At 64.1% G+C, this 14,338-nt stretch carries 15 protein-coding genes; 11 read left to right on the forward strand and 4 right to left on the reverse strand.

Annotated features, from left to right (window positions below; genetic code table 11):
• From E5Z01_RS19745 to E5Z01_RS06850, 7 genes are all read left to right on the forward strand, one after another.
• Nucleotides 1-406, forward strand: a 406-nt coding sequence (locus tag E5Z01_RS19745; RefSeq protein ID WP_205750468.1) for a hypothetical protein, incomplete at its 5' end; no start/stop codon positions are given.
• Nucleotides 407-415: 9 nt separating this feature from the next.
• Nucleotides 416-1,792, forward strand: a complete 1,377-nt coding sequence (locus E5Z01_RS06825) for an acetyl ornithine aminotransferase family protein (protein ID WP_135228690.1) — start codon at nucleotides 416-418, stop codon at nucleotides 1,790-1,792.
• 85 nt (nucleotides 1,793-1,877) lie between these two features.
• On the forward strand, nucleotides 1,878-2,120 hold the full coding sequence (locus E5Z01_RS06830) for a hypothetical protein (protein ID WP_240738214.1): 243 nt from the start codon (nucleotides 1,878-1,880) through the stop codon (nucleotides 2,118-2,120).
• 8 nt (nucleotides 2,121-2,128) lie between these two features.
• The gene (locus tag E5Z01_RS06835; RefSeq protein WP_135228691.1) at nucleotides 2,129-2,455 is read left to right on the forward strand and encodes a hypothetical protein; all 327 of its coding nucleotides are present in this window, start codon (nucleotides 2,129-2,131) and stop codon (nucleotides 2,453-2,455) included.
• 219 nt (nucleotides 2,456-2,674) lie between these two features.
• Nucleotides 2,675-3,937, forward strand: a complete 1,263-nt coding sequence (locus E5Z01_RS06840) for an ABC transporter substrate-binding protein (protein WP_135228692.1) — start codon at nucleotides 2,675-2,677, stop codon at nucleotides 3,935-3,937.
• Between the two features lie 180 nt (nucleotides 3,938-4,117).
• Nucleotides 4,118-5,092, forward strand: coding sequence for a carbohydrate ABC transporter permease (locus tag E5Z01_RS06845; RefSeq protein ID WP_135228693.1), 975 nt, complete (start codon nucleotides 4,118-4,120; stop codon nucleotides 5,090-5,092).
• Nucleotides 5,093-5,104: 12 nt separating this feature from the next.
• Nucleotides 5,105-5,956 carry a carbohydrate ABC transporter permease gene (locus tag E5Z01_RS06850; protein WP_135228694.1) on the forward strand — a complete coding sequence of 284 codons (852 nt, stop codon included), beginning with the start codon at nucleotides 5,105-5,107 and terminating at the stop codon, nucleotides 5,954-5,956.
• A gap of 217 nt (nucleotides 5,957-6,173) precedes the next feature.
• Here E5Z01_RS06850 and trpC read toward each other — a convergent pair whose 3' ends face one another.
• Nucleotides 6,174-6,965: an indole-3-glycerol phosphate synthase TrpC gene (gene trpC, locus E5Z01_RS06860; protein ID WP_135228695.1), complete on the reverse strand. Its 792-nt coding sequence runs from the start codon at nucleotides 6,963-6,965 to the stop codon at nucleotides 6,174-6,176.
• A gap of 59 nt (nucleotides 6,966-7,024) precedes the next feature.
• On the opposite strand from trpC, the gene hpt reads away from it, so the two are divergent.
• Complete coding sequence (gene hpt / locus E5Z01_RS06865; protein ID WP_119766129.1) at nucleotides 7,025-7,552, forward strand: hypoxanthine phosphoribosyltransferase; 528 nt, start codon at nucleotides 7,025-7,027, stop codon at nucleotides 7,550-7,552.
• Between the two features lie 136 nt (nucleotides 7,553-7,688).
• On the opposite strand, the gene E5Z01_RS06870 is transcribed toward hpt, so the two are convergent.
• The gene (locus E5Z01_RS06870; protein ID WP_135228696.1) at nucleotides 7,689-8,579 is read right to left on the reverse strand and encodes a hypothetical protein; all 891 of its coding nucleotides are present in this window, start codon (nucleotides 8,577-8,579) and stop codon (nucleotides 7,689-7,691) included.
• A 217-nt stretch (nucleotides 8,580-8,796) separates the two neighbouring features.
• Between E5Z01_RS06870 and E5Z01_RS06875 the strand changes: the two genes are divergently transcribed.
• Entirely contained in the window at nucleotides 8,797-9,549 is a 753-nt protein-coding gene (locus E5Z01_RS06875) for a fumarylacetoacetate hydrolase family protein (RefSeq protein ID WP_135228697.1), read from the forward strand.
• 189 nt (nucleotides 9,550-9,738) lie between these two features.
• Here the strand turns inward: E5Z01_RS06875 and E5Z01_RS06880 are convergent, their stop codons facing one another.
• Both E5Z01_RS06880 and E5Z01_RS06885 read right to left on the reverse strand, forming a co-directional pair.
• Nucleotides 9,739-11,022, reverse strand: coding sequence for a 3-isopropylmalate dehydratase large subunit (locus E5Z01_RS06880; RefSeq protein WP_167757808.1), 1,284 nt, complete (start codon nucleotides 11,020-11,022; stop codon nucleotides 9,739-9,741).
• 82 nt (nucleotides 11,023-11,104) lie between these two features.
• Nucleotides 11,105-12,244, reverse strand: a complete 1,140-nt coding sequence (locus E5Z01_RS06885) for an LCP family protein (protein WP_135228699.1) — start codon at nucleotides 12,242-12,244, stop codon at nucleotides 11,105-11,107.
• A 185-nt stretch (nucleotides 12,245-12,429) separates the two neighbouring features.
• Between E5Z01_RS06885 and E5Z01_RS06890 the strand changes: the two genes are divergently transcribed.
• Together E5Z01_RS06890 and E5Z01_RS06895 are read left to right on the forward strand one after the other, a co-directional pair.
• On the forward strand, nucleotides 12,430-13,437 hold the full coding sequence (locus E5Z01_RS06890) for an MDR family oxidoreductase (RefSeq protein ID WP_135228700.1): 1,008 nt from the start codon (nucleotides 12,430-12,432) through the stop codon (nucleotides 13,435-13,437).
• A 103-nt stretch (nucleotides 13,438-13,540) separates the two neighbouring features.
• A complete protein-coding gene (locus E5Z01_RS06895) occupies nucleotides 13,541-14,260 on the forward strand; it encodes a hypothetical protein (protein WP_135228701.1) in 720 nt (239 codons plus the stop codon).
• Nucleotides 14,261-14,338: the final 78 nt, after the last annotated feature.

A 14,338-nucleotide genomic window follows, 5' to 3' on the forward strand; every position in this document is an offset into this window, starting at 1 on the left:
CCAGGTGGGCCTGATCCAGAACCTCTGGGCAAACGGAAGAAGAAATGCTCTGACCCCATTACGTTGCTGGAAGTCGGCTGGACGCTGGTTTTACGTCCTCTCTCATAAAGTTTGTCAGGCCGTCAGGGTTTCCGCTATAATCCATGTTTTCATGACCCTTGATTGGAAGGCAAAAGCGGAAGAGTACGATATTTTATCGGCACACTTTCGTGATCTCGTCCTTGAAGTATGTGCGGAAAAGCCTCCAATTTTAGAGAATCTGGACTTTAATGTTGCTGAATGGCTGGGTGCCGATCCCAAACCTCTCTTTCCAGAATGGGAGACTTTGCACCGCAATGATTGGCTCCCCATCAGCTTGGCCGTTCACCTCTTTCAAGTCGAACACAATCAAGCCCAGTACAATTAAGGAGTACTTATGACCACCGCGACCAAACCCCGTCAGCCTGAACTGAAAACCGCGCTCCCCGGCCCGAAAACGGCCGAGATCATGGCGCGTGACGCGCAGCACCTCTCCACGTCATACATGCGCCCCTACCCCTTCGTGCCGGACCACGGCGAGGGCGTGTGGCTCACCGACGTGGACGGGAACACCATGCTGGACTTCTTCGCGGGGATCGCCGTGAGCACGACCGGGCACGCGCACCCGCACGTGGTGAAGGCCGTGCAGGAGCAGATCACGAAGTTCACGCACGTGTGCCTGACCGATTACCCGCAGGAGATCACCACCAGCCTCGCCGAGCGCCTCGTGAAACACGTGGAGAAGGACGGGGAGAAGTGGCGCGTGTTCTTCAGCAACAGCGGCGCGGAGGCCGTGGAAGCGGCCGTGAAACTGGCCCGCAACCACACCGGGCGCCAGCACATCATCTCCACCATGGGGTCCTTCCACGGCCGCACGTACGGCGCCATCACGCTGACCGGCAGCAAGACGAAGTACAAGCGCGGCTTCGGCCCGCTGCTGCCAGCTGTCTCGCACGTGCCGTACCCGAACCCCTTCCGGCCGCCGCTGGGCAGCACGCCCGAAACCTGCGGTCAGGCCGTCCTGGCGCACATCGAGGAACTCTTCGTGGGCATCCTGCCCGCTGACGAGGTCGCCGCGATCATCGTGGAACCCATGCAGGGCGAGGGCGGGTACATCGTGCCGCCCGCCGACTTCCTGCCGGGGCTGCGCGCGCTGTGCGACAGGCACGGCATCCTGCTGATCTTCGACGAGGTGCAGGCCGGCATGGGCCGCACCGGGAAGATGTTCAGCTACCAGCACTTCGGCAACAACGGTCAAGACTGCCAGCCGGATATCATCACGTCCGCCAAGGGCATCGCGTCCGGCATGCCGCTGGGCGCCCTGCTCGCCAAGGAAAGCGTCATGACCTGGCCGGTCGGGTCGCACGGCAGCACCTACGGCGGGAACCCGGTCGCGGCGGCCGCGTCTCACGCCACGCTGGATCTGCTCGAAGGCGTGGTGAAGCACCCCGGCTGCGGCGAGAGCCTGATGGACAACGCCACGCAGGTCGGCAACTACATCCTGGCCGAGCTGAAGAAGATGCAGGCCGAGTTCCCTTTCCTGGGCGACGTGCGCGGCGAGGGCCTGTTCATCGGCCTGGAATTCGTGAAGCCGGACGGCAGCCCCGACGGCGCCCTGCGCGACCGGGCCAGCATGGCGATGTTCGAGAAGGGCCTCCTGAACCTCGACTGCGGCGAGGCCGTGATCCGCATCAGCCCGCCGCTGATCCTGACCCGCGAGGACGCTGAGACGGGCCTGAATATCATGCGCGACACCCTGCGCGACCTGAATTAACATCAAGGTGTCCTGACCCGCTGCCACCACCGGCAGCGGGTTTCCTTATGCAAGACCTAAAGGGTTCCTTTTCCTGCTGCCTGCTGTGCTGAATTACGCTGGCAACAACATTAAAACAAAGGAGGGCAAGAAGATGGGAGAAGGCAACCCGAGTGCGCGTCAAGGGCAAACTGAACGCAGTCCGCAGGGTGCACATAAGGACACGGACGACCTGAGCAGCATCAAGGACGTGCAGCAGACCGGCATGCAGGAAAAAGCCCAGCAGGTGGAGAACCTCCCGGAGGAGGAAATTAATCCGGGCGTAACTGCCGAACCGCGTAAACGCTAGGAGGACGTATGGGTGAGGGCAAACCGAACGGTGAGGCGCGGGCAAACGTGCCGCAGGAAACCATCAACGATCAGGGACAGTGGAACACGGGCACGCCGAAGGACCCCGGGGATGCGGTGACACAGGGCATCTACCCGGACGCCAGCGACGCGAATGCGGACGCCGGCGCGGGCACGTCTCAGGCGCAACAAGTATCCATGACCACGGATCCGCGCCCGGTGGAACAGGGCGGCAACGGGAACCCCAGCACCTACGGCAGCATGAAAGAGGGCCTGCCGGCCAGTGGGGCGGCCACCGATCCGAGCAAGACCACGCCCGGGGACGAATCGGCCTGAGCCTGCCTAGTCCGCCCACAAATCCCAGCCAGAGATTTGTGGGCCTGACAGGCTGAATTCCATTTCCGACACCTCAGGGGAAGGGCTGTCAGGATTTTGTGATGATTGACACGCCCGAAAAGCGGGTGTAGCCTGCCAGCATTAATAACCATCAATGAGTGGAACCGCTTCCGCATGGGGTGTGCCCGGCGGTCAGGCTGGCTTCACCAAGGGAGACCTATGAAAAAAATGCTGACCCTTCTCGGCCTGACCGCCAGCCTCGCCGTGGCCTCGCAGGCCAGTGCCGTGACCCTGAGCTTCGCCTGCGACTCGGTGGGCAGCGGGTACGACGAATGCAGGAAAGGCGCGGACGCCTGGGCCAAGAAAACGGGCAACACCGTGAACGTCCTTCAGGTGCCCAAGGAAACCGACCAGCGCCTGGCACTGTACCAGCAGCAGCTCGGCGCCAAAGCATCCGACGTGGACGTGTACATGGTGGACGTGGTGTGGCCCGGCCTGATCAGCCAGCACCTCCTTGATCTCAAGGGCCTGATTCCCGCCGCGCAGATGAAGGACTACTTCCCGTCGATGGTGGAGAACAACACCGTGAACGGCAAACTGATCGCCGTGCCGTGGTTCACGGACGCCGGTGTGCTGTACTACCGCACGGACCTGATGAAGAAGTACGGGTACAAGGCTCCCCCCAAAACCTGGGCGGAATTGCAGACCATGGCCGCCAAAATCCAGGCCGGCGAGAAGAAAACCAATTCCAAGTTCGTGGGTTTCGTGTTCCAGGGCAAGAATTACGAGGGCCTGACCTGCGACGCCCTGGAGTGGATCAACAGCTTCGGGGGCGGCAGTATCGTGGAACCCGACGGCAAGATCACCATCAACAATCCCCGGGCCGCGGCCGCGCTGAAGACCATTTCCGGCTTCGTGGGCACCATCTCCCCGGCCGCCGTGACCACCTATGGTGAAGAAGAGGCGCGGCAGATCTGGCAGGCCGGCAATTCGGCCTTCATGCGCAACTGGCCTTACGCCTATGACGCCGGGCAGGCCGCCGGCAGCCCCATTAAAGGCAAGATCGGTGTGGCTGCCCTGCCCGCTGGCCCCGGCGGCAAGCCCTCGGCCACGCTGGGCGGCTGGCAACTGGCCGTGAATGCCTACAGCAAGCACCCCAAGGAAGCCGCCAGCCTGGTCGCCTACCTGACCGCCAAGGAAGAACAGAAGCGCCGCGCCATACAAGCCAGCTACAACCCCACCATGCCCGCGCTGTACAAGGACAAGGACGTACTGAAAGCCGTGCCGTTCTTCGGCAGCCTGTACGACGTGTTCATCAACGCGGTGGCCCGCCCCGCCACCGTCACGGGCCTGAAGTACAACCAGGTCTCGGACGCCTTTGCCACCGCCGTTTACAGCGTCCTGACCAAAAAGGCCACCCCTGAAGCCGCCCTGAAAAATGCCGAAACGCAGATTTCCCGCGCCAAAGGCCGTGGCTGGTAAGACGTGAGCCCGGGGCGGTTCACACTGACTGTCCCTCCATCCCCACAACTTCGCTGCTCTGAGGGTTTAGAGAAAGCCGGAGTGTCTACACTGGAGGCACTCCGCTTTCTTTTCCATATGCCTGAAGGTTCCGGCGGCCTGCGTTCCCGAAGCCCTCACGTCCTGATTACTGGAGGAGTCATGACCACCACGCCCAATCCCCCCCCAGTTTCCCCACCTCCGGCCAGCAAGACAGTTTCCGGGCAGCGTGTCCGGGGCCTCGCGGAATCACGGGCGCGGGTCGCCATGTGGATGATGCTGCCCATGCTAATTGTGCTGCTGCTGGTGGCCGGATATCCTCTCTTCCGAACCATCTACCTGTCGTTTTTCGAGTACAACATCAACAGCGCCGCGCCGCCCAAGTTCGTCGGCCTGGAGAACTACTGGTTCACAAACGAGGAAGGCGTGGGCCTGGGCATCCTGCAAACGCCGGAGTGGTGGCAGTCGGTGTGGAACACCAGCAAATTCACGATCTTCTCGGTGCTGCTGGAAACGGTGCTGGGGCTGGTTTTCGCGCTGGTGATCAACTCCAAGATCAGGGGACGCGGGCTGCTGCGCACGGCCATCCTGGTGCCGTGGGCCATTCCCACGGTGGTCAGCGCCCAGGTATGGAACTGGATGTACAACGACTCCTACGGCATCCTGAGCCAGTGGGGCCAGAAGCTGGGCATGTTGCAGCCCGGTCAGTCTTTCCTGTCGAATCCCGACACGGCCCTGACCGCGCTGGTCGCGGTAGACGTGTGGAAAACCGCGCCCTTCATGGCGCTGCTGCTGCTGGCGGGCTTGCAGAGTATCCCCAGTGACATGTACGAGGCCGCCGACGTGGACGGCGCCAGCCCGGTGCGGCAGTTTTTCAGCCTGACCCTGCCCCTCCTCACGCCCGCGCTGCTGGTCGCCCTGATTTTCCGCACGCTGGACGCCCTGCGCGTGTTCGACATGCCGTACATCGTGAAAGGCAACGCGCCGGAAACCATGACCATGAGCATCTACGCCCGGCAGCAGATGATCAACAACGCCGAATTCGGCTTCGGTTCGGCCATCAGCGTGCTGATTTTCCTGATCATCATGATCTTCACGGTCATCTACGTGACCAGCCTGCGCGTGAAATTCGACTGAGGAGCGTGACCGATGAACTCCAAGAACCCCGCCGTCCGCGCCCTCGTCACGGCCCTTTTCTGGATCGCCGTGGTCGTGATCCTGTTCTATGTGCTGTTTCCGTTCTACTGGGCCCTGAAGACCAGCTTCACCTCGCCGGCCCGCCTGTCAGCCGAGGCCTTGCAGTGGGTTCCCTCGCAGCTCACCTGGGAGAACTACCGCATGGTGTTTTCCGGCCAGCCGTTCGGACGCAACCTGATGAACTCGCTGGTGGTCGCCAGCGGCACGGTGCTGCTGAGCCTGCTGCTGTCGCTGCTGGCCGCCTACGCCCTGGGAAAATTCCGTTTCAAAGGCAAAAGCGTGCTGATGTACCTGATCCTGGGGGTCAGCGTGTTTCCGCAGATCGCGGTGCTGGGCGGCATGTACACCACCATCCGGGCGCTCGGCCTGTACAACAACGTCTTTGGCCTGATGCTGTCCTACATGATCTTTACGCTGCCTTTCACGGTGTGGACGCTCACCAGTTTCGTGCGGGAAATTCCCACCGAACTGGAGGAAGCCGCCTACGTGGACGGCGCCAGTCCGCTCACCACGCTGTTCAAGGTGCTGCTACCGGTCATGACGCCTGCGCTGGTCACCACCGGCCTGCTGGCCTTCATCAACGCCTGGAACGAGTTCCTGTTCGCCCTGACGTTCACCTCCAGCAACGCCGCCAAGACCGTGCCCGTCGCCATTGGGCAGTTCTCCGGGGCTTCGCAGTACGAGAACCCGTTCGGGCAGATCATGGCCGCCAGCGTCATCGTGACCATTCCCCTGATCGTGCTGGTGCTGGTGTTCCAGCGCAACATCGTGTCGGGCCTGACTGCCGGGGCCGTGAAAGGCTGAGGACAAGTCCGCTGGGGCCGCATCCGTTGTGGGGGCGGTTTTTTTAGGTGTGCAGAAAAGCGGTTAGGGCGTGATGGTCAGGCTGTCGCGAGGGCGGTGTGGGTGCGCCGGTTCACCCCCGTTCCCCGCGCCTCCCAGCAAACCGGGCAGTTGCACCAGAAGCGCGGTACGCCCTTGCTGTCAGCCGTTCCCAGGAAAGTCAGGGCGGCCTTCACCCTCACCGGGCCATCAAGTTCTGCGCGGCCTGCGCCAGGTTGCCGCTGCCCGCCAGGCTGCTGCCTACCAGCACGGCGTCGGCCAGGTCGTGAACCCCAGCCAGATCACGCGGAGTCGCGTATCCACTTTCCGCCACCAGGACGCCGGTAAACCCGCGTTCACGCGCCAGGCGAATCAGGCGCGGACTCTGGCCGAGGTCGATGCTGAGGGTCTTGAGGTCGCGGTTGTTCACGCCGATGATGCGCGGGTGAACTTCGAGGGCCAGTTCCAGTTCGGCTTCGTCGTGGACTTCCACCAGCGCGTCCAGGCCCAGGTGTTCGGCCATCCTGAAATATTCACCCGTGGCGTTGCCCAGCACGCTGACCATCAGCAGCGCAGCGGAGGCGCCCCAGTCGGCAGCCTCGCGCAGCATGGCCGGGTGAACCACGAAATCCTTGCGAATCACGGGCAGGGAAACGGCCTGCACCACCTCCAGCAGCGCCTTCCGACTGCCGCCGAAGTGCCGGGGTTCAGTCAGGCAACTGATGGCCTGCGCGCCGCCCCGCGCGTACTCCCGGGCCGCCGTGGCCGGATCGAGCGGCGCGATGGCACCTTGGCTGGGGCTGGCGCGTTTCACCTCGGCGATCAGAGAGAGGCCCGGCTGGCGCAGCGCCGCCTCGAAGCGCCGCGCTGCCGGGCGGGCTTCCCCCAGCGCCGCGTCCGCGTCCTGGTAATCCTGCACGCGCTCCTGCACGATGCGGCCCAGCACCCCGGGAACATGGCTGAAATCAAGGTCAGGCACACAGAATGTCATGCAGCGGAGTATACGGAGGACAGGCGCGGCGCAGGGCGGGCATGTTAGCCTGAGCGCATATGAGCCTCGCCCCCAGTCATGGCCCCGTGCAGATCAGCCCCGAACAACTCAAGGCCCGCATTCACGAACTGGCCGCCAGCATCCGCAAGGATCACGAAGGTCACGAGCCTCACCTGATCTGCGTGCTGAACGGCGCCTTCATGTTTTTCACGGACCTCGTCCGCGCGCTGGACGTGCCCTGCACCCTGGATTTTATGCAGACCAGCAGTTACGGCGACGCCAAGCAGAGCAGCGGTGAGGTGAAACTCGTCAAAGATCTGCAATTCCCCATCAGCGACCGGCATGTCGTGCTGGTGGACGACATCGTGGATTCCGGGATCACCATGAATTACCTGCTGCACTACCTCGAGGGGCGTGGCCCGGCCAGCCTGCGCGTGGCGGCGCTGCTCAGCAAACCCAGCCGCCGCAAAGTGGAGGTGCCGGTGGATTACCTGGGGTTCACCATTCCTGACGCCTTCGTGTTCGGGTACGGTCTGGACCGGGCGCAGTACGACCGCAACCTGCCGTTCATCACCAGTCAGGAGTGAACCGGACACCCGAGCGTTGACGCCCCCCCTAGCAGGGAAGGCGCGAAAAGCGTATCAGCACCAATACAGGAAGGTCACAGCATCCCCGCTGTGACCTTCCTCTCTTTCCCTGGTAAAGCTGCCCTGACTGGCTGGCTCAATCCGTGGTGGTGTCGCCCGGCGTCTCTGTATCGCCCTGTTCGTCCTGACCGCGCCGGCCACCGCGCCCGAAGTTCAGGCCGAAGTTGGGGTCGGCCTGCGCCTGCGTGACCATCTGCGCGGCCTGGGCCTGCGTGAGGCGTCCGGCGCTCACGTCGGCCTGAAGCTGGGTTTTCAGGGCGTTCACGGCGACGGTGTGCAGGGTGGCGGTGCTGACGCCCCTGGCCTGCGCGAGTTGCGCGACGCTCTGCCCGCCCTGAAGTTGCGTGAACAGTTGCTGCTCGGTCAGGTTCAGCGCTTTGGCCACGGCCGCCGTCACGGCCTGCCCGAACCCACCGCGAGCACCCTGCCGGTCAGCACCGCCCCGATCAGCACTGCCCCGGCCCATCTGCTGGTCGGACGGGTTACCCTGAAAACCCCGGGCGTTGCCAGGCCCACTGAAATTATCGTCGTGGCCCTTCCCGCCGCGCAGGCCGTGTCCCCCACGTCCACCAGCCAGCGCGAAGGGGTCGTCCTGAAGGCGCTGCGTCATGTTCTGCGCCATCTCCGCCGGGAAATCCCCGGACTTGACGCCCTGTTCGAGGGTGCTTTTTCCAGCGGCCTGCGCGGCGGCCTTCAGGCGATCCACACTGATGCCCAGTTGCGCGGCCAGTTTCTGAAGGAACACGTTCGCGTAATTCGTGCCACTCTGCTGACGTGGCTGAACCTGCTGGTTCTGTTGATTCTGCTGGTTGCGCTGCCCAGGTTGCAGCGGCTGCACGCGCTGCGGAGCCGAGGGGCTGGCACTGCTACTGGCACTGCTGCTCGTCTGCGCGACCACCAGACCCACCGTGAGGGGCAAAGCCGCCAAAGCAATTAACGGTAAACGGGCCAAAACATCCTTTTTCATGTGAAACTCCTTTTGACTGGGAAACGGGGGTGAAGGTGACGCGGGGGTTCCACTTCCGGCCACGCGCCGAGCATGCCGGGACGCGGTTAAACCGGGGCTAACGAAAGAATCCCGGGGTGACCGGCACAGGAAAAACATGAGTCAGACAGCGCATCGAACTTCTGCCCCCTGCTTTCGGCATTTTTGAGCTACCCCTTTTGTCCCTTATCCTTTCTGTATGCGAATAGTTCGAGTGGAAGTGGATGGACAGCCGCAGTGGGGGCAGGCCGAGGGAGACGTTATTCACTTCACGCGCGGCATGGCGGGCGCCCGTACCGGCGAAACGGCCCCGCTGGAAGGCGCGAAGCTGCTGGCCCCGGCGGAACCCACGAAAATCGTGTGCGTGGGCCGCAATTACGTGAATCACATCAAGGAACTGGGCAACGACACGGGCGACCTGCCGCGTGAACCGGGCATTTTTCTGAAAGGGCCGAACGCCCTGGCGAACCCCGACGAAAGCGTCGAGTACCCCACCTGGACGCAGAATTTTCATTACGAGGGCGAGTTGGCCCTGGTGATCGGCCAGCGCGCCAGCCAGCTGAAACCCGACGACGCGCTGGGCGCCGTGCTGGGGTACACGTGTGGGCTGGACCTGACGGCCCGCGACCTCCAGAAGCCCGACTTGCAGTGGTTCCGGGCCAAAGCGGCGGATAAGTTCTGCCCGCTGGGGCCGTGGCTGGAAACGCAACTGAATCCGGCGGACGTGCGCGTGCAACTGCGCGTGAACGGCGAAACGCGCCAGGACGGGCGCACCAGTCACATGATTTTCGACGTGGTGCAGATTCTCGTGTACATCACCAGATACGTGACATTGGAGCCAGGAGACGTCGTCCTGACGGGAACGCCTGAAGGGGTCGGCCCGCTGCAAAAAGGCGACGTGGTGGAAGTGGAAGTCGATGGAATCGGGGTGCTGAAAACGCCTATCGTTTGATAGTAGGTCGAAAAATCACGAGTCAGGCCGTCGAGAGGACTGTTAATCCCTCGACGGCCTGAGTTCTAGCTTCTCGACTTCTGGGAGTGACCGGTAGAAGTGTAAGGGCACCCGGAGGCCGCCACTTCCTGCTGTGCCAGTCGGCCAGAAGAAGGCTTTCTATCTTCTGGCTATCTTCTGGCAAATGCTCTAGGCCCCGACCGCCTCACGGACATCATCCGGCAGCGCGATTTCGCCCTTCACGGCGGTGGCGGCGGCCACGGCGGGCGAGGCCAGGTAAATCCTGGCGTCCTTGTCGCCCATGCGCCCAATGAAGTTGCGGTTGCTGGTGCTGACGCACACCTCGCCGGGGGCCAGCACACCCTGGTGCCGCCCCATGCACGGGCCGCAACCGGGGGTGCCCAGCACCGCTCCGGCCTGTTGCAGGGTCAGCAGCGTGCCGTCCAGCAAGGCCTGTTCCATCACCTGACTGCTGGCGGGAATCACCAGCAGTCGCGTACCGGGCGCGACCCTGCGGCCTTTCAGCACGGCGGCGGCTTCGCGCAGGTCTTCAATGCGTCCGTTGGTACAGGTGCCGATGAATACCTGATCGACTTTCAGGCCGCGCAACTGGCCACGCAGTTCGGAAACGTCGTGAACGTTGTCCACTTCGCTGGGGGCGCTCATGCGGGGGTTCAGCGTGCCCAGGTCGATGGTGATTTCCTGCACATAGGTGGCCCCCTCGTCCGGATAGACCCACGCGGGCACGTCGTACCCGTAAGCGGTCAATATTTCGCCGCCGGGCACCACCAGGCCGGCTTTCGCGCCGGCTTCCACGCACAGGTTCGCCAGCGTCATGCGTTCGCCACGGGTAAACCGGTCACCGGCGTGAATCTCCACGCTCTGGTAGGTGGCTCCGTCTGCCCCCAGCACGCGGATCATCTCCAGGGCCACGTCCTTGGCGCTCACGCCGGGGCGCAGTTCGCCACTCAGGTTGACTTTCACGCTGTCCGGCACGCGCAGCCAGGTTTTGCCGCTTGCAGCGGCCAGCGCGATGTCGGTGGCCCCCATGCCGCTGCCAAACGCCGCCACGGCCCCGTAAGTGGTGCTGTGGCTGTCGCTGCCCAGCACGATCCAGCCCGGTTTCGCCAGGCCCTCTTCCATCAGCACCTGGTGGCAGATGCCGCGCCCCACGTCGAAAAGCTGCACGCCCGTCTTCGCGGCGTACTCGCGCGCCTCTTTCTGCGCCTGCGCCACCGACACGGTGCTGGCCGGCGCCACGTGGTCGATGACGATACTCACGCGCTCCGGGTATTTCGGCCGGGCGTTCAGGTCGCGTTCCATCCGCTCGATGAAACTCTGGGCGATGGAATCCACGACCATCACCTGATCCACCTCCACCACCGCCAGATCACCGGCGTACACGGTCTGCTCGCCGCGCCGCGAGAGGATTTTCTCGGCCATCGTCTGGGGCCTTTGCCTTGGGGCACTCATGTCAGGCATTGTGGCGCATGGCCGGGGATAAGTTCGTTCCCTTGACTGGATTCCCTTGATTAGATTTTGCAGGATTAACTTTTCAATTGGCAGGCGTGTCGGCGCCCAGCTGAATGCTGATGTCTGCGCCGGCCTGGGGCGTGCCGGGTTGCACCTGCCCGAAACCGAGGGCCTGCTGCACACGGGCCGCGCCTGTTCCGGTGATGGTGGTGGTGGGGGAATCCACGCGCGGCACGTCGAGGATGGTGACGTTGGTGTAGCCCAGGCCCTCCAGCCTGGCTTTGGTGCGTTTGGCGCTGCCGTTCGGCGCGGCGGCGTTCCCGATGGTAACGCTGAGGGTGCGGGGGTCGCCCGGGTCGCGGAAGTCGCGCTGCATGATGGTGCGCAGCTCGGCGCGGTTGGCGACCCAGGTGCCGCCCTGGCCGAAGCTGCCCGGAACGGTCTGGGCGTTGACTTTCGGGCCGCCCAGCGCCGCGCCGAGCAGGGCGCCGACCTGAGCGCGGGTCAGGCTGCTTCTGGTGTTGCGGTTCATGGCCCCGACCATGGCGGGCAGCCGCCAGAAGTTGAGGGGATTTTTTACGCGGCCCAGCAGGGCAGTCATGAACATCTGCTGGCGCCCGACGCGCCCGATGTCGGACAGGTTGTCGTGCCGGAAGCGCAGGAAGCCCTCGGCCTCTTCGCCGTTCAGGTGTTGTCGGCCGGGTTGCAGGTCGATATGCAGGTGCCCGGCATTGTCGTCGTACTTCATGCGGGTCGGCACGTCCACGGTGACGCCCCCAGCCGCGTTGGTCAGGTCGCGTACGGCACTGAGCGACATGAACACGTACCCGTCCACCGGGACGCCCGTGAACTGCTGCACGGTGTTCATGAGCATGTCTGCCCCGCCATGGACGTTCGCGCCGTTGATTTTTCCCCAGCCGTAACCGGGAATGTTCACCCAGGTGTCACGCGGGATGCTCAGCAGGTTAACTTTGCCGTCCGGGTGAACCTGCGCCAGCATCAGCGTGTCGGTGCGGGTCGTGAAATCAAGCGGTTTGGGCGGGTAGGGCCAGGTGGAGGCCGTCCAGTCGTAATCCACGTCCATGCCCGCCAGCACGACATTCAGCGGGCGGTCGGCCTTGCGGGGCAGCGTGCCGTAACGCAGCAGGGCGGGAATGGCGGGAGACACCAGGGCCAGCAGACCTGCCAGGACAAGGAGCGTAATGACAAGCGGGCGACGCACCGGGCGAGAATAGCGGGAAGAAGGGCACCGAACCAACCACCTAAAGTTGCGCAGGCAGCCAGCGCGGGCCACAGCGATTCCTTGTGCAGCGGCCCTTTGTACAGCGACCCTCTTTATGCCCCTGCTCGTTTTCCCACGCGGGCCGCGCTACCCTGCGGGCACATTCCCTTTCTGGAGGTTTACCCATGACCAACCCTGTTTTGCCCGAGTCGTTCCGTGCGCTGCGTATGGTGAAAGACGACGCCGGCGTGCGCCCGGAGTTTCAAGTGCTGCCCACGAGTGCCCTGCCGGAGGCGGATACCCTGATTCGCGTGCACTTCAGCAGCTTGAATTACAAGGATGGCCTGGCGGTGGGGGGCCGCCCCGGCATCCTCAAAACCTACCCCATGACGCCCGGCATCGACCTGGTGGGCGAGGTGCTGACCTGCGCTACGGCAGCGTTCAAACCGGGTGACATCGTGATCGCCACAGGCTGGGGCCTGGGCGAGCGCCACGACGGCGGATTTGCCGAGCTGGCCCGCGTGAATGCCGAGCACCTGGTGCCGCTCCCGGCGGGCCGCACGACCGAGTGGGCCATGAGCGTGGGTACGGCGGGCCTGACGGCCATGCTGGCGCTGATGGCCCTGGAGGATCACGGCGTGAAACCAGATCAGGGCGAGGTGCTGGTGACGGGCGCGGCGGGGGGCGTGGGCAGCACCGCCGTGAGCCTGCTGGCCACGGCGGGGTTCAACGTGACGGCCAGCACGGGCCGCCCCGACGAGGCCGAGTACCTGCGGCACCTGGGCGCCGGGCAGATCATCCACCGCGACGAATTGACGGCCCTGAAACGCCCGCTGGAAAAGGAGCGCTGGGCGGGCGTGATCGACAACGTGGGCAGCACCACCCTGGCGGCGGCGCTGGCGAGCACACGCACGCACGGCACGGTGGCCGCGTGCGGAAACGCCGGGGGCGTCGACCTGCCCGCCACGGTGTTTCCCTTTATCCTGCGTGGGGTGACGCTGGCGGGCATCGACTCGAACACCTGCCCCAGCGCCCGCCGCAAACTGGCGTGGCAGCGGCTCTCTGCCGATTTGCCGGAGGGCAAACTGGACACCGTGACGCACGTTCACGCGCTGGACGATGTGCCTGACCTGGCGCAGCAGATTCTGGCCGGACACGTGCGCGGGCGCACAGTCATCCGGGTGAAGGACTGAAGGAAAAGTCCCAGAGGCAGGCCCTCACCGACTGACCTACACTGCAAGAACGTCAGAAAGGAATAAGGCAATACACATAGCCGCAAGGTAAGCTCGACAGGCCATGAAGAAGCTCATTCCGCTGTTGCCGCTCGGCCTGCTGTTCACGGCCTGTCAGACCACCCCCCCCGCCCCGCAGCCCAGCGATCCGGCCATCGTGCAGATTACCGGCAAGGTCAGCAGCGGGACGGGCACGGGCACCATTGAGCTGCGGGACGGTGTGTCGGCCGGCGCGGCCACGCTGTCCAGCGCCAGCATCGCGGCAGACGGCAGTTTCACGCTGCCGCTGCCCACACCGGACAAACTGGCTGGCAGTCTGGTTTCCGCCGACACTGTGCTGGGGCAACTCGGCTGTGAGGGTACCCTGACTTCGGGGACGCCGGGCACCAGGGCTTTTGGTTTCGCGGAACTGCAGGCCACCCGCTCCGGCGCGACCATGCAGGTCATGACCTTGAGCACCGACCTGAAGTTCCTGCCGCCTCACCTGGCCTTCAAGGGCCATGCCTGGGTGTACACCGATCAGGCGACCACCCTGAAAGGTGAGCTGGACTGCACGAAGCTGATCAACTCGCCCGACACCATCAGCCGCTTGACCGTCAGCGTTGACACCCGAACCCGCGCCGGCTGGAATGTGCTGGAACTGGCCGGCCGCACCTCGGGCGTCAGCCTGCCCACCAGCGCCAGTGCCTCGGCCAGCGTCGTGCAGGACGTGCCCGGCAGCAACTGGCGCACGGTAAACGACATCGCCAGGGGCATCACCACCCTGTCGGCCCAGGTGAAATAAGTCCAGATAAAGGAACGCGCCAGGCCTGACCAGCAGCAGGCCACCCCGAAGATGAGGTGGCCTGCTGCTGGTTTTTAC

The organism is Deinococcus fonticola, assembly GCF_004634215.1.
Lineage (GTDB): Bacteria > Deinococcota > Deinococci > Deinococcales > Deinococcaceae > Deinococcus > Deinococcus fonticola.

Excerpts from the sequence above, each read along its gene's own strand:
- trpC (WP_135228695.1), bottom strand. The coding sequence starts at position 6,965 with ATGACATTCTGTGTGCCTGACCTTGATTTCAGCCATGTTCCCGGGGTG.
- E5Z01_RS06850 (WP_135228694.1), top strand. The coding sequence starts at position 5,105 with ATGAACTCCAAGAACCCCGCCGTCCGCGCCCTCGTCACGGCCCTTTTC.
- E5Z01_RS06845 (WP_135228693.1), top strand. The coding sequence starts at position 4,118 with ATGACCACCACGCCCAATCCCCCCCCAGTTTCCCCACCTCCGGCCAGC.
- hpt (WP_119766129.1), top strand. The coding sequence starts at position 7,025 with ATGAGCCTCGCCCCCAGTCATGGCCCCGTGCAGATCAGCCCCGAACAA.
- E5Z01_RS06835 (WP_135228691.1), top strand. The coding sequence starts at position 2,129 with ATGGGTGAGGGCAAACCGAACGGTGAGGCGCGGGCAAACGTGCCGCAG.
- E5Z01_RS06825 (WP_135228690.1), top strand. The coding sequence starts at position 416 with ATGACCACCGCGACCAAACCCCGTCAGCCTGAACTGAAAACCGCGCTC.
- E5Z01_RS06880 (WP_167757808.1), bottom strand. The coding sequence starts at position 11,022 with ATGAGTGCCCCAAGGCAAAGGCCCCAGACGATGGCCGAGAAAATCCTC.
- E5Z01_RS06870 (WP_135228696.1), bottom strand. The coding sequence starts at position 8,579 with ATGAAAAAGGATGTTTTGGCCCGTTTACCGTTAATTGCTTTGGCGGCT.
- E5Z01_RS06895 (WP_135228701.1), top strand. The coding sequence starts at position 13,541 with ATGAAGAAGCTCATTCCGCTGTTGCCGCTCGGCCTGCTGTTCACGGCC.
- E5Z01_RS06875 (WP_135228697.1), top strand. The coding sequence starts at position 8,797 with ATGCGAATAGTTCGAGTGGAAGTGGATGGACAGCCGCAGTGGGGGCAG.
- E5Z01_RS06840 (WP_135228692.1), top strand. The coding sequence starts at position 2,675 with ATGAAAAAAATGCTGACCCTTCTCGGCCTGACCGCCAGCCTCGCCGTG.
- E5Z01_RS06890 (WP_135228700.1), top strand. The coding sequence starts at position 12,430 with ATGACCAACCCTGTTTTGCCCGAGTCGTTCCGTGCGCTGCGTATGGTG.